The sequence below is a fragment of the Paraburkholderia sp. GW821-FHT02A12 genome (assembly GCF_059422005.1).
The window spans coordinates 1649339-1663673 of sequence record NZ_JBWKWA010000002.1; the positions used below are offsets into that span (position 1 = coordinate 1649339).

Here is a 14335-nt window from a genome sequence, read left to right on the forward strand (position 1 = left end):
CACTTCCATGAAACCGTGCGGCGCGGTTGAACGATTGCTCAGAGGCGGTGTAGCGCTTGAAATCTTGTCATCCTGCCTCAGCGGTGTCTTGGCTGGCAGCATTCTAAAGTCGTGTTCCAAATGCAACGCGGCAAAGAAGGAGGGCCCGCCGATAGAAACCTGCAAAAAAGAGAGGCAGTACGCAGGTTTCGGGCAATGCTCTGTGCGACAAACCGTCCGCGCACCCGTGCAATTTCAATCAGAGGCCTTCTCCCCTGTCTGTCTTGGACTTCCCGTCGGACACACGCATAGACGACCCCGTCACCAAGTCCGCGGGCGGGGTGAAAACCGCCGACTGCTCCGTCGCAAGCGTCGCGCTCGTCGGCTGCTCGATCGAGAATCTCATCTCAAGGGCATGCTCGCCCCTATGTAACTTCTGCAAGCGCTCGTCAAGTTCCTTGTCTTCACGAGGAAGACGATGATGCAGGCGGAGGTAGCCCGCCCAAGTTGGTGTGCGGAAGGATTCTGTCCATCGTGCAGGCTGGTGAAGATCACGCGTAAGAGTCCAGTACCGGGCACCGACGCGGCTCCGCATCTGTCGTCGTTCATGCATTAAAGTCAGGAAAGCGTTGACATTTTCGTCCGGTACTAGATATTCGGTCTTGACGACAATGGGGCCGCTGTGTGGTTTCAAATTTGCATTGACAGCCGGGGCGTTGAGTTCCCCATGCTCTTCATGGTCCGCCTCCCGATGTTCGCGGATAGGGAACACGATTCCGGCAAACGCGACGAGCAAGAGTGCAACCGCAGAGGCTGCAAGCGACGCCGTTAGCGAATACCTTTCCGCCACCACGCCCCATACCCAACTTCCCGCCGCAATGCCGCCGTAGGTTAATGCGTAGTAGATTGATAGCGTGCGACCAACAATCCAGCGCGGGCTTGCTAGCTGCACGATCACCCCAAATCCCGACCACGCGATGACCCAACCGGCCCCGCCTAGGGCGAGGCCGATTGCCGCGACGTGTAGGGTAGGACCGATAGCAAGCAAAATACAGCAGGCAGAGCAGGCTACGCATGCCAGTGTGGCGAGGCGCTCCTGAGACAGTACGCGCCGCAAGAAGCTACTGGAAATACCGGCCAGAAAGGCACCTGCACCGAAGCCGCCCATTAAGACGCCGTAGGCGATCGGTCCCTGGGCCAAGCGGTCGCGAACAACCAAAGGTAGCAGCGCAAGTATCGAAATACTCGCCCAGCCAAAAAGAGTTCCTCGTGCAATCGCCGCTTTGATCTCAGCCGACATCGCCGTGAAGCGCAAACCGTCGTAGATTGACGTAGCCATCGATTCCCGCGGCAGAGGTGATCGGCGCACGTTCCATCTGCAGCGCCGCGTGGCGTGCAACGGTACCATGTAGGCCACCGTATTCAGAACGAAAGCCGCCAGGGGACCGACCGTGGCAACGACGATACCGCCCAGCGCCGGGCCTATGCTCCGTATGGTGTTGAAGCCGACGGATCCGAGGGTAATTGCCGCTGCCAGGTCTGGCTTCTCGACAATATCTCCGACCGAGGCCTGCCATGCAGGGTTGTAGAGAGCGGAGCCGCACCCGACCAGAAAACTGAAGCCGAGAACGAGCCAGGGATTAGCGAACCCCAGTGCGATAAGCGCCGTTATCATTGCGGTTGAGAGCGCCATCACACATAGCGATGTCAGCATCACCAAGCGACGGTCGTAATTGTCCGCGATGGGCCCAGCGAAGATTGATAGCACGAAGACTGGCAGTGTTGACGAAGCCTGCACTAGCGCGACCAATAGGTCGGAACGCGAGATCGTCGTCATCAACCAACCAATCGCCACGGTCTGCATCAGAGAGCCGAGGCTCGACATCTGAGTTGCGAGCCAGATTCGGCGAAAGGTCACGTTTCTGAGAGGAGCAAACAGCGTTTGGGAGACTGCGGTGGGCGCTGAGCGATCCGCATTTGCTTTACCAGGAGTCATCGCCTCTCGCTAGTGCCGAGAAGGGCTTGACCCTTTGCTCAGGAAGTTCCGCAAGGTGCGGTCCCGTAAAAGATGGCGGCCGCTGTGCACTCATTCGGATGCACTCGACGCAATATCTGCCTTTTTCAAGCCTTGCTCTTACGTTCGGTTTGGAAGCGCAACCGATATTCTAATGGGCAAAACGGGCAGGGCGGCGGAAATCAACGGGCCACGTTTGCACGAATTATGCGAAGTGCGGACACATTATGCGCAAAACAGGCGCGGCACGTTAGGCGTTCTCATCTGGTCGCGGGAGTCATATACATCCTGGCACCGGGCCCGTCATCGAGCAGCCCTGCGATCGAATAGGTGTGACTCGCTGTGCAGCGGAGCGTGGCCATACCGGCAATGAAGAAGCCCGCTCGCAAAAACGATGACTTTCCTCGGGGAAGGGGGCGTCAGCGAGCCTTAGCCGGGGCGCATCGCTTGAGGATGCATTGCCACCCGTTGCGCGCCCTCACGGCTTCGTCAAGAATGTCGAGATACTCATGGTGATCAACGCGATCATCCGCCGGCAATGAGGCCTCGGCGTGCCGTTCGAGCTCCGCTTGCCGTGGTCCTTCGCCTGCAGCCAGCGAGATAATCCGGCTGTACGCCTCACACGCGTAGGCAAAAGTCTCGCGTTTAGCATATTCGATGTCGAGCAGGTATTCCTTGCGACGGCTCTCGTTTAGGCCGACGGTGGCTCGTTTGCAGTTGTGGAAAATATGTGCCGCCTCGTGGACGACGAAATCTGCGAAAGGGTCGGTCTCATTGAAGTACGACAACGAGACATAGCACGTCGTTTCCTCGCTCAGCCCGACGATGTGAAGTGCCTGTTGCGAGAGAGCAGGGGCTCCGACGCTGCCCAGGTAAATGTTCGCCAGGTCCCAAGCTGTCGACAGCCAGGTGTGCTCCATGAGGACTGCGCCGATGTTCTGCGGCGTGAGGAAATTCACGCTGCGAGCAAGCATGTCCAAGACTACGGGCCGTTCGGCGGCGGGGAAGAGCCCGGATACCATCGGCGAAAGCTTCCTACGAGACCACGCATACAAGTCTTGCGGCACAGTCACCTGGTTGCGGAAGCCGGATGCTCGCCGAAGCGTCTCCTCAATCAGCGCAGCACGGAGTCGCTGACTCGCCTTTTGCGCGACATCGACGAAGTTATCGCCGGGCCAGCCCGCAAAGCTGCTGTCGTAATCACCGCACGAGAGGTAGCGCTGTACCTCGGCATCGAGCCACCGCTCTATGCCGATTTTTGGCTGCTCATGATCACGCTCTGCAAGGTCCAATGGCGCATCCATATCGTGAAGACGACTGATGTTTGCAGGGATGAAGCCGAAGATACCGCGGAATGCAAGGAACTCCAAGTGGCTCCGCGCGGCGTGCATCAAAAGGCGTCGTCAAGGTCCGAGACCTGTAGCCGTGACGGCCCTGTCTTCTTGCATCGAATTGTCCGTCGCACGATGGAAAGACAGCACCCGGACTCATTGCCTGTAAGGGCAGCGCTGATCAAGCCCGGCAAACACGACTGGTTGCGACCAAGGCATGTGTAATCTTTTGAGATCGCGAATAACAGCGATAAAAGCGGGCATTGCAGCTCATTTTGGGCCCCTTGAGGGGCTCTGTACGGGCTGTTCGCCCGTCTTTGGCCCTCTACGGGCGCACCTGTGCCGTCGAGCGACCTCGCCACATGTAAAGATTGGCCAGCGCGAGCGCAACGAAGGCGCGATTTGCGTTTTTCGCCAGCCCGCGATAACGAACCTTCGTGAAGCCCCACAGCCGCTTCACGACCGCGAACACGTGCTCGACCCGGGCGCGGATCTTCGACTTGTTACGGTTCTTGCGGCGCGCCACCTCGTCGACGATGTCCTTGCGGCGTGTGCGCTTGTTGGTGAAGTCACGTGCCTTCGGGGCCTTGCTGTGGATCAGCGCTTTCTGGCTCGCGTATGCGCTGTCACCGTAGACGCGTTGCTCCTCACCGTGCAGCAACTGTGGCAGCGGATGCTTGTCGTGTACGTTGGCGGCCGTCACGACCGCGCTATGGGCCAGCCCGCTCTGACTGTCCACACCGATATGCAGCTTCATGCCGAAATACCACTGCTGGCCTTTGCGCGTCTGATGCATTTCGGGGTCACGCGCCTTCTCCTTGTTCTTCGTCGACGACGGTGCGCCGATCAGTGTGGCGTCGACAATCGTGCCGCTCTTGAGCGTTGCTCCCCGCGCCTGCAACACCACGCCCACTTCCGCGAAGAGTCGCTCGCCCAGCTTGTGCTCTTCCAGCAGATGCCGGAATTTGAGCAGCGTGGTGGCGTCCGGAACCGTTTCGCTGCCAAGGTCAATGCCAACGAAACGGCGCAGGCTGAGGCTGTCGTACAGCGCCTCTTCGCATGCAAGGTCGGCAAGATTGAACCAGTGCTGCACAAAATGAATTCGCAACATGCGCTCCAGCGTAATCGGCGGGCGACCATTGCCGCGTTTCGGATAAAACGGTTTCACCACTGCGCACAGCTGCGCCCACGGCACAATCGTGTTCATCTCGTCGAGAAACGCTTCGCGTCGCGTAGGTTTGCGCTGCGCACCGAATCCCGCGCATTGATCGATCGCCATCGCCGGTGTCAGTTGTTTCATCGTTTTACGCTTTCGCCGTTACATGCTCGCGCTATAACGCATGACAGTCGTGTGCGGTGGACTTGATCAGCATTGCCTTAGCCTGCTGCCTCGAAGCCAGCCAAGCAACTGATAGGTGGTCGACGAACTCGGCACGGTATAATTCTCGCTATACGACGATACCTGCAATCGCGAGGAGAGAGCCTGCCTTGATGAACCCGATTTCTCATCAGCCGCTTACGGACAGCGAACTCGACCGCCTTTCCCAGTTTCTAGACTCCATCGGCAATCCGGCGATGAACATCGAGACGCTCGACGGCTTTTTCGCAGCATTAATTTGCGGACCGCACATGGTGCTTCCGAGCGAATATCTCCCAAAGATGTGGGGCGAGGGCGTTTCGTTCGAGAGCGACGAGCAAGCTGCGGAAATCATCGGGCTTCTAACGCGTCACTGGAGCACGGTTAGTTCAGAATTGCAGCGCACGCTCCATGAACCGGACGTCTACCTCCCGATATTGCTGGAACGGGAGGATGGAGTCGCTCCGGCAAACGACTGGGCACACGGCTTCATGCAGGCCGTGCACATGCGGTGGGACAGCTGGAAGGAGCTAATCGATGACGAGGAGAACGGCGGGTCGATGATTCCTATCATGATGCTGCACCATGAGCACGAACCCGATCCGGACATGCGGTCTCCTGAAATCACCCCTGAAAAGCGCGAACGCGTGCTCAAGAGGATGATCACTGGGCTGACGCACATCTATCGATACTTCGAGCCGCACCGGCGGGGGCCGGCAAAGATGGTGATGGGGCTACCGATGCACCGTGCCGAGCCGAAAATCGGACGCAACGAATTTTGCCCTTGCGGCAGTGGGCGCAAGTACAAGCATTGCTGCCTGGATAAGCCGCTGACGCTTCATTAAGCAATCAGCGCAGTACATATGTAACGCCGCAGCGACGCCATGACGTGAACCTGTCCCGAGAAGTGCTGTCGTCCGTCAATCGCGTGCTAAGGTCTATCGCACGCAACAGCCCGATAACGGGTGCCGCGCGACTCCTCATCCGTCGTCGTCATGTCTTCCAAGGAATTCCCTGGGTCCTGCAGACATAGCCCATCGCCTGCTCTCACATGCGCCGCGACATCTTCAGAAGGGCTCCGCCACGCATGTACACCCCGTGGCTGAGTCCGCGCCGCCCGGACGATACGCGGCCGGAGGCCTTGAAGAACAGCAGCGAGAAGGTCGGATTCCCGATCTTCCTTTCTCCGTCCATCGATGAGCCCGCGACCTGGTCCGCCGGGGGCCAACTTGCCGACACCACAGGAGTTCGAGTCACACTCGTGGCTCTTGTTGGCCCGGTTTGACTGGCACACGGCCGCCGAGCGGCTGGTCGCGCCGCTGGCGGATGCGGTGCGAGGGCACCTACTGAAGCCGCCAAGGGTCCACGGCGGTGACACGCCCGTGTTCCTAGATGGGTCCCCATGTGAATGTAGACGGGGCGCAGCGGGATGACCCCGTCTCCACGAGCACGACATCGTCCGTCCCGACGTACTGCCTGCTGGCGCGGGGATTTATGTCCCGCAGGGTGCAGCAGGACTGCACAGTTCCCACGCCGCTGCAACCTGCGGCGCCGACGGAGCGGCCGTGGTGCTCGCGCGTCTAAAGCGCTTCAAGCGCCTGCATGTCGGAACCCTACATGCGGTGAAAACCGGGCTGCGGAACCCGATTGCCAAGTACTTCTGCTGATTTTCCGCAGCCGGTCGGGGCTCATACGCGGTGTAGTACCCGCGGCAATCCAGTGAGGCTCTTCGCGCCCTGCTCTGTGACCAAGACATGATCGCTGCACCCGATGATGTGCCCACCTTTGCCGAACAGCATGATCGGGATGTGCAGAGTCATGCCTGCCTGCAGGAGCCGTGTGGCGCCCGGCACCATGTCCAGGTTGCCGCGCTCCGACCAAGGAACGCCAGTCTGATATCCGGCTTTGTTCCTAAACGCGCGCGGGTGCCCCGATCGCTCGACTACCTTTCGCACGACAGCATCGACTGTTTCTGCGGCAACGCCCGGCTTGATCACGTCCATTGCGGTATCCAGAACCTCGACGGAAATGGCGTGCAAAGCTTCGACTTCAGGATTGCGACCCAGGACGGCTGTGCGCACCAGCCCGCTCGCATAACCAAACTTGGCTCCGCCGGCCTCTGTGACGGCGGGCTCGTTCGTTCTCAGCGGGTTGGGCGCGGGTTGCCCGTGCCCAAGCCTCGTGCGCTCGCCGAATACCAGGGAGACCAACCGGAGTTCCTCGCCGCCGGCCTTCTTCACGGCCCCGTGCATCGCTTCGGCAACTTCCGTTTCTGTGATGCCTTCGCGCAGCGAGTCTTGGAACGCACGTATGGCCACTTCGGTCTGCCCGATGGCATCGCGCATCGCATCGAGTTCGAGTTCGCTCTTGACCGCTGCGACATCGGGCACAAGTTCCGTCGCATCAACCACGGTCATCGCCGGCAGCTCCGCCTGCAGCGTGTGAACGTCGTACGGGGTGAGATTCCAGCAGCGAAGTTCGAACCCGACGCGCTTGTTCTGCACTCCATTGCGCCGAAGCACGTCAGCACACGCTTTGGCGAAGTCTCGCTCTTGCACGTAGGTGACGATTTCGCTGATGCAACTATACGCGCGCACCGACTCCAGTTCGTACTCGCGCACCACATAGGTCGGCTCCGCTCCGGGCGCTAGGATCAGTGGGAAGGGGGCGAAGTAGGTTCCGATCCCGTGAAAGCCCGACAAGTATCGCGCGTGGCCCAGCGCGGTTACCACGAGCGCGTCCAGCCCCGCGTCCGCCATCGCCTGCAGGACCTTTTGTTGTCTTCGCCGGTACTCCGCTTTTGGAAACGGGACTCCGCTCAGCGGAACCGGTGGGAGTGCTTCATCCATACGCGACCTCCATTCTTGGTTAGTACATTAGACCTTGCGACGAGGAGAAGTGTAGCTGTGGACCGCTGGGACTTGGCCGCGCAGTTGGTTGCGAAGCGAAGGAAATCCGCAATAAAATAGGCCACTGCTCAGGATTGCCGCGCGACGGGCCGCGAGCCTGCGGCTGGACGCTGTGCGCTGTCTCTCAAGAAGCGTCTCCCGCGCACGACCTTCTTCGTGGTTCGACAGATCCTTAGAGGCCTATGATGAGCGTTACCGCCCCATCACTCGTAGTGGCAAAGCCCTTTGAGACGATTGAGCGGTACAAAAAGAAACGAGGGGTGGTGAAGGACAGACTTAAGCTCAGGGCCGCGGGTTGCTACGTGCAGGTTGATCTAAAGTCCTGTCTCCGCCCAGAATATCTCCTCTTCGTCCGTGTTTATTGCGACGATGACCTTGCCGGTCGGGCGAACTGGTGGTCGTTCGCCACGAAGGGCGCTTCGACCACCGCCGCGATACGCCGAGGCGCGTACACAGTCTGTGCTAGCGGCTCGAGCACCTTCCGAGAAGTTCGTCCGGCACCATGATGCCTGCGCTGCGCTGCCCTTCGGCGTCCCTATGACTTTTAGCGTCTTCAGGCGCGATGCGACGTCGACGCCCGGCATCAGAGGGATTCGCCGTGTTCAGCGGCTTCTTCTTCGCATTGGTGATGTTCGGCAGCGTCACGTACCGCGGCTCGTTCAGGCGCAGGACCGCGTCACGAACGCGGCCAGCTTCAAGGACAGCGGTTCCGCGCGGCCATCGACTTCATCGAAACCGTGGCTTTGCCGTCGTAGTTTGCAGCAGGCCCTGTCAGTGCTGCTGGCATCTCATTCGGCATCATCGTTCTGCGGAAGGAGTTCATCAATCAGATGCGAAGGCATGACCGAACCGCGCGGCCTCACTGCGCAAAACATCCGTCAAGGGGATGAACCGCGTGATACCGTAGCTGCGGGCCTCTTCAATCCCATGCTCATCCGTCCCCACTGCGACGATGCGATGCGCCGGCGTCGCGAGCGTATGGAGCGCCACTGCGTAGCGCGAGCCGCATGCGCTCGATGACAGGATCGAAGAAAAGTAGGTGACCCCGTCTTCGCCGAGCGTCTCGCTGATGGCATCGTTAAGACTCGCAGCATTAAGTTCGCTCACCAGTAGGAGTGGATATCCTTCGTCCTGCACTTCTTGCAGGAAGCGTTTCAACGCGACGCTCCGCTCATGTTTTGTTGCTGGAATTTCGTCGTCCGCGACGCGGATCCAGACGTTGTCCATGTTCGCTACGATTGCGTCGATTGCCATTGTGTGCCTCCTTAATTCATTGAATGCCTGAATATCGTCGCGGACTGCTCAGTCGCCGGACGACGCCATGGAGAAAATATGAGGTCGCGGTAGCACCGTAAAATGCCCGCGCCCGAATTTCCTTCCCTGTATTTGTCTTCTTATCGGATAGGCCAATAGGTCAGCCGGTGACAAAGCCGGCGCGCGGGACGAAAATCGAAGACGGTTCGGGCGTTGGACGCGTACTGGACGGGTGCTCGTCTGAGAATTTCATCGAATAAAATGCCCATCTTCTTGCAGTTCGAGAAAATTCTCGTCAAGCTCTCGATCTTGCCAAGAAGACGATGGTTCATGCGAACATAGGCCGCCATCGGAACTATCCCCCACGGTTCCACTTGTCGCTCTTTATGATGGGCTTGGAGATTGGACTTGTTATGGTTAGGCATAAGCGGCGAACAAATCGGAAACTGATCAACCCCATTCGCAGAAAGCAGGCGAGGATAGTGCGCAGTAGTCGCAAAACCGGCGCGGTGAGTGTGCGGTTCATGCGTTGTGCACGATGCACAGACCTTAAGCCTGGTGAGTGTACCCGGACATCAGCGCGGTGCGAATCTGACGCAGAGCGTCTCGAAGTGACCTCCGTATGTTCCGCGCGCCGCGCGACGAACTCGTTGCCGCTCTGTGCGCTAGCATGCCGAGAGACTCAACAGGGCGCGCGATGGTGAAATTTCGGACTTGCCGCGATGTGCGACTGCTGTGCCTCTACTGGGCACGACGCGCTCACGCAGCGCGTGGACCTTAGATGCTATCGCTGGCGGGTGCTGTCGGTGATGGTATCGAGCTGGCGCTCGGCTGCCACAGACGCGCTGCGCATGAAGCGGCTCGGAACGAACCGTCCGAATTCCCGACCCCACCCCGGTCCCTTGCGGTTACCTGCCTCTCCAATGCCGTAAGTTGCTGCCGGACGATGGTGGCGCTGAATTTCTGCGGCGGTGCAGTTGCAAACGGAGAAATATTGCGGCCGGTCACGCGTAGAATACTTTTCGATGTTTTGAGCAGTGTGTCGGCAACTCTATGGATGAACGGGAGGAAGGGACTATGAGCATAGGGAGTGTGCGATTGTCGGAGGGCTCGTCATCGAACGCAGGGTTTTGCGTGGTTCCAAGTGGAGGTGCTCTTGGTGCTGAAGTGCGCGGTGTGGATCTTTCAGCAACAATCGATGCCGCTGTGATCCGCCAGATCCACGAGGCTTGGCTCGAGCACCAATTTCTATGGTTTCGAGGCCAACATTTGAATCATGAACAGATCGTTAGATTTGCCCGCCGTATTGGAAAGCCGCACGATTACGCTGTGTTCAACACTTTCGATCGATCAGACGTTAAGCTTCCCGAACTAGAGGTAATTTCAAACGTAGTTGTAGATGGACAAGCAAAAGGCTCCGGTGGCAACGCCGACTTGGCTTGGCACACTGATATGTCGTATCTTGAGCACCCTGCATCAGCGACCATCAACTACGGAGCGAAAATTCCAAAAGACAGCACGAATACCCGATTTATAGATATGTATGCGGCGTACGAGGCTCTTACGGAAGAAGTGAAAAAAAAGCTGGTTGGGCTTCGATCAATGCACAGATCTATGTCAATGGGCGACCATGCGCCTCAAGCCGATCATCCAATAGTGCGCACCCATGATGAAACAGGGCGCAAAGCACTTTTTCTCGGATATCAGGGGAGTGGTGGTGGCATTCTCGGTCTCGACGCCAAGGAAAGTGATGCACTGCTTGGGCGACTCTGGGCACATATTGATAGACCTCAGTTCGTGTGGGAGCATGTCTGGCAGGAGGGCGACTTGGTAATTTGGGACAATCGCTGCCTCTTACACAGCCGCGGTAGAATCGTGTCAAACGCCCCACGGGTGTTAAACCGAGTGACTATCGAAGGCAGCCGCCCAGTTTAGAAAGTCAATTGAAGTCCGCGCCACGCGGCGGCGGGCAGGCCGGCAGCCTCGACCGCCGCTCGGTGACACCTGGTGAGATTCGCTCAATTGAGCCCGCACTCCAAGGCGACTTCTACGGCGGTTTCTACACCGAGTCCGACTCAACCGGCGACATTATGCAGGCAAGTATGCGACCGCATCAACTTATGGCGGCGAACCCAATCGATGGTGACAGTGACGCGGTCGCCGGCACACAGCAGTTGTGCGTCGAGGGCCGGCACATTGATAATGCGGCTGCGGTCGTCCGCATAGCTCGCGCGCGGAATAGCACGCCGTACGGTTTCAATCGTGTTCGATTCGTATCGAGGAATCTGTCGGAGAAACTCGCCGATCCAAGAGCAGTCGTGCCTTGTGATATCCACCGAGATCAAGCTGATCCGACTGTTGGGATTCGGAATACCTGTCGCTGTGCGAAATCGATATTTAGTACTACAGCCGTAGATACGCTGGGGGCACACCAGCGCGTCGTCGATAATGACACTGCTGGGCTCGGTACTGATGTTGGCGTCGCCATATTGACCACGACATCACATGCTCGACGGAGTGTAGCGTTCGCCATATCAGGCGACACAATAGCCGGCGGATCTCTTGGATGCTGAATGGCAGTGAGCCTTCAGCTGTTTTTTTTGGCCTGCGCCCTTAGGCCAGCAAGTACCGCGTGCGCCAACAACGCCAGAGTGACGTGGCGGTACCAGCCCTGCCAGCGGCGCACCTCATATTGGTCTAGGCCGCATTCACCCTTGGCGGCCTCAAAACCGACTTCGATCTCCCATCGCCTGCCAGCGACGTTGACGAGAGTTTGACGGGTAACCTTGCTGCGGGGCGCGTAGACCACGAAATACGCGTGCTCGCGATTCTCGTCAAGACTGCGGCGTACCAGCAGATAATGACCAAAGCGACGCTCTGCGGCGCTCAACTGCAGGCGCCACAACGGCGTAAGTGCCCAGTCATACAGACGCGCGCCTTTTGCGCCGATTCCGGCCGAGAGGCGGCGCCAAGCCTGCGGTGGCAAGGCTTGTGCAATCTTGTCGGCGCGCATAGTGGTCGGGCCCTGCCACCATAGTGGTTCGTTCTTCTTCACCGCCAGCACGAATGGCTGCGCGCGCGACTCGAGCCACAGCCGCAAAGGACGGTCACCGCCATACACCTCATCGCCGGTGACCCAGCCGCAAGGTACTCCCGCATCGAGCGCCCGTTCAAGCATCTGGCGCGCGAGCTGCGGCTTGGTTGCAAATCCCATCGTATCAGGGACGCCCGCAACCTCGCAGCGAGGACGATCGTCGATCCATGACTGGGGCATATACAGCTCTCGGTCAATAAATGCGCTCGCTCCATTGCCCGCATAGCAGAGAAACACACCGATCTGGCTATTCTCGATGCGACCTGCTGTACCACTGTATTGGCGTTGCACGCCGGCAGAGTGTTCACCCTTCTTGAGGAACCCCGTCTCATCCACAATAAGCGCCGCCTCACGCTCGCCGAGTTGCTCAACGACGTATTCGCGCAGTACGTCGCGCGCCGCATCGGCATCCCACGTTGCTCGCTCAAGAAGGTGCTGCACACCATCGGGCGTGGCTTCGCCGATCCATTCGGCAAGCTGCCAGCCGTTCTTGCGTTCGACCGTACCGAGCAAACCCTTTAGATAGGCTCGCGAACGCTGTCTCGGTTCAGCACGTCTGAACAGACCGGCCAGTCTTTCATGCAATTCATCCAGTTCACGTTCCCATGCTTTAGCGATTTCTTTCATGGCTCTATACAAAGTAGTAGTACTAACCTAGTATAGGAAAAATAACTACGGCTGTAGTGTTAGAGGTGGTTTCAAAAAGCCTAGATAGATCGTTGAAGAGTATTCCAGCAGATGATGCAAGCAGCCAATTTTAAGAAGGCTTCATGGATGTCGGCCAGTTGCTCGTAGCGGATTCGAAGACGATGGAAATTATGAAACCAGGCATGAGTACGTTCGACGACCCATCGGTACTTTCCAAGGCCGCTGCCATGCTCGGTACGCCGCTTTGCCAGAACGGGTTTAATACCCCGATCGCGCATTTTCCGGCGGTGTGCTTCGGAGTCGTATCCGCGATCAGCATAGACGGCTCGAGGCTTTTGCGAAGGCCTACCGCGAATGCCACGGATGGCTGGAATCGCGTCAATGAGCGGCAACAATTGTGTAACATCATGGCGATTTGCACCGGTCAGGATGATCGCAAGCGGCACACCGTTTGCGTCGGTCGCGACATGGTGCTTGGACCCCGGTCGCGCGCGATCTACGGGGTTTGGCCCGGTTTTTGGCCCGCCCCGATAGCGCGCACGGAAGACGAATCGAGAATCACGCGTGAAAGGTCGATTTGGCCAACTGCACGTAGCTCGGCAAGAAGCAGTTCGTGCAGGCGATCCCAAACGCCTGCTTGTTGCCAGTCGCGTAACCGGCGCCAACAGGTCACGCCGGAGCCGCAACCCATCTCGGCGGGTAGATCGCGCCAACGCAACCCCGTACGCAACACAAACACAATGCCGCTCAACGCCGCGCGATCGGGTACCGGCTTGCGACCGGGATACCTTTCGCGTCGAGCCTTCGGCTGGGGCAATAGATGTTCGATTCTCTTCCACAATTCGTCGTCAATGATTGGCTTGTCCATCCCTCGATCTCATCGTCACGATGGCCGAGGTTAACAGCATGCCCATGAAGTTAACAGCCCCTTTGTTGTCTTTTTGAAACCACCTCTTAGTAGGTAATCCTCGCGCCGACTCTCGTCTAAGCCGGCAGAGGCTCGCTTGCAATCGGCGAAACACGAAGCGCGGTTAGGAACTTTTGAGCGGTCGGCTTTGCAACGTCTACAAACTGCGCGCGCAGATTTCGTGCGGACATCGATTTGGTCAGCTCTTTTGCCGGCAGCGGGCTAATCGTCTAGGTTACGTCGTCGCACTATAGGGCGAAGGATATGCATCGGCTAGGGCAACGTGTTCGCCCAAAGGAGGAAGAGGTGGAGGCTAGGCGTGAAATCACCGACACGCCGACCGACCTCTCCCCTCGTTGACTTACTGACTGGCGCCTGCCGAACCGGCCGCCTTTTTCTGTGCGTTTTGAAGGTTTTCGGGGTAGTTCTGATCGTTCACCGCCGGATTGTATCCCTTGCTTTCCAACTGTTTTAGTTCAGCCGCGTTCTTCGCGCGCGCAGCCTTACGTTCTGCCTTTCGCTGGGCTTTGGCCTGCCTCTTCTGCTCTGCCTTCGTCGTTGGTTGACTAGCAACTGCAGACTGCAAAGTGGCGTCTGTGCCGCTCGCCTCCGGTTGCGCGGACGCCGGCGTTGCCGCGCAGAGCAGGAGGGCGGCGGAAGCGAGTGCAGATACCGTTCTTGCAAATGAACGCATAATCACCTCTTAGGTTGTTTGTCAAACTTGCTCGTTCTCGCTTGCGTGGCGAGAGAGACGAAGCCTCACGCTTTGCATCCCACTTAGGCGCGAAGGCACGGGTGGAGATCTTTTCTTCTCGCAGGTCTTTCGCTCGTTTAACAGCGAC

General features: G+C 58.5%; 11 protein-coding genes and 2 pseudogenes. 2 read left to right on the forward strand and 11 right to left on the reverse strand.

Annotation, left to right across the window (positions count from 1 at the left end; translation table 11 throughout):
• Positions 1-238: 238 nt before the first annotated feature.
• The 3 genes from AC07WT_RS28825 to AC07WT_RS28835 all read right to left on the reverse strand — a co-directional run bounded on the left by AC07WT_RS28825 (position 239) and on the right by AC07WT_RS28835 (position 4624).
• A complete protein-coding gene (locus tag AC07WT_RS28825) occupies positions 239-1975 on the reverse strand; it encodes an MFS transporter (RefSeq protein WP_494949565.1) in 1737 nt (578 codons plus the stop codon).
• A gap of 437 nt (positions 1976-2412) precedes the next feature.
• A complete protein-coding gene (locus AC07WT_RS28830; protein ID WP_494949566.1) occupies positions 2413-3363 on the reverse strand; it encodes a hypothetical protein in 951 nt (316 codons plus the stop codon).
• Between the two features lie 286 nt (positions 3364-3649).
• Positions 3650-4624: an IS5 family transposase gene (locus AC07WT_RS28835; RefSeq protein ID WP_494949567.1), complete on the reverse strand. Its 975-nt coding sequence runs from the start codon at positions 4622-4624 to the stop codon at positions 3650-3652.
• Between the two features lie 191 nt (positions 4625-4815).
• Here AC07WT_RS28835 and AC07WT_RS28840 point away from each other — a divergent pair, with 191 nt between their 5' ends.
• Positions 4816-5526: a YecA/YgfB family protein gene (locus AC07WT_RS28840; protein WP_494951066.1), complete on the forward strand. Its 711-nt coding sequence runs from the start codon at positions 4816-4818 to the stop codon at positions 5524-5526.
• A gap of 202 nt (positions 5527-5728) precedes the next feature.
• Here the strand turns inward: AC07WT_RS28840 and AC07WT_RS28845 are convergent, their stop codons facing one another.
• From AC07WT_RS28845 to AC07WT_RS28860, 4 genes and pseudogenes are all read right to left on the reverse strand, one after another.
• Positions 5729-5938, reverse strand: a complete 210-nt coding sequence (locus AC07WT_RS28845; RefSeq protein WP_494949568.1) for a hypothetical protein — start codon at positions 5936-5938, stop codon at positions 5729-5731.
• A gap of 431 nt (positions 5939-6369) precedes the next feature.
• Positions 6370-7530, reverse strand: a complete 1161-nt coding sequence (locus tag AC07WT_RS28850; RefSeq protein WP_494949569.1) for a M24 family metallopeptidase — start codon at positions 7528-7530, stop codon at positions 6370-6372.
• 522 nt (positions 7531-8052) lie between these two features.
• Positions 8053-8380, reverse strand: a pseudogene (locus AC07WT_RS28855) (electron transfer flavoprotein subunit beta/FixA family protein); the annotation flags it as partial.
• 32 nt (positions 8381-8412) lie between these two features.
• On the reverse strand, positions 8413-8844 hold the full coding sequence (locus AC07WT_RS28860; protein WP_494949570.1) for a hypothetical protein: 432 nt from the start codon (positions 8842-8844) through the stop codon (positions 8413-8415).
• 1077 nt (positions 8845-9921) lie between these two features.
• Between AC07WT_RS28860 and AC07WT_RS28865 the strand changes: the two genes are divergently transcribed.
• The gene (locus AC07WT_RS28865) at positions 9922-10779 is read left to right on the forward strand and encodes a TauD/TfdA dioxygenase family protein (protein WP_494949571.1); all 858 of its coding nucleotides are present in this window, start codon (positions 9922-9924) and stop codon (positions 10777-10779) included.
• Between the two features lie 155 nt (positions 10780-10934).
• On the opposite strand, the pseudogene AC07WT_RS28870 reads toward AC07WT_RS28865, so the two are convergent.
• The 4 genes and pseudogenes from AC07WT_RS28870 to AC07WT_RS28885 all read right to left on the reverse strand — a co-directional run.
• Positions 10935-11087, reverse strand: a pseudogene (locus AC07WT_RS28870) (alanyl-tRNA editing protein); the annotation flags it as partial.
• Positions 11088-11431: 344 nt separating this feature from the next.
• Complete coding sequence (locus tag AC07WT_RS28875) at positions 11432-12565, reverse strand: IS701 family transposase (RefSeq protein WP_494949572.1); 1134 nt, start codon at positions 12563-12565, stop codon at positions 11432-11434.
• An 80-nt stretch (positions 12566-12645) separates the two neighbouring features.
• Positions 12646-13454 (reverse strand): IS5 family transposase gene (locus tag AC07WT_RS28880; RefSeq protein ID WP_494949573.1). Its coding sequence is split into 2 segments (ribosomal slippage): positions 12646-13106 and positions 13106-13454, totalling 810 coding nucleotides; the frame shifts between segments, so codons are not numbered across the junction.
• A gap of 400 nt (positions 13455-13854) precedes the next feature.
• The gene (locus tag AC07WT_RS28885) at positions 13855-14187 is read right to left on the reverse strand and encodes a DUF4148 domain-containing protein (RefSeq protein WP_494949574.1); all 333 of its coding nucleotides are present in this window, start codon (positions 14185-14187) and stop codon (positions 13855-13857) included.
• Between the last annotated feature and the right edge of the window lie 148 nt (positions 14188-14335).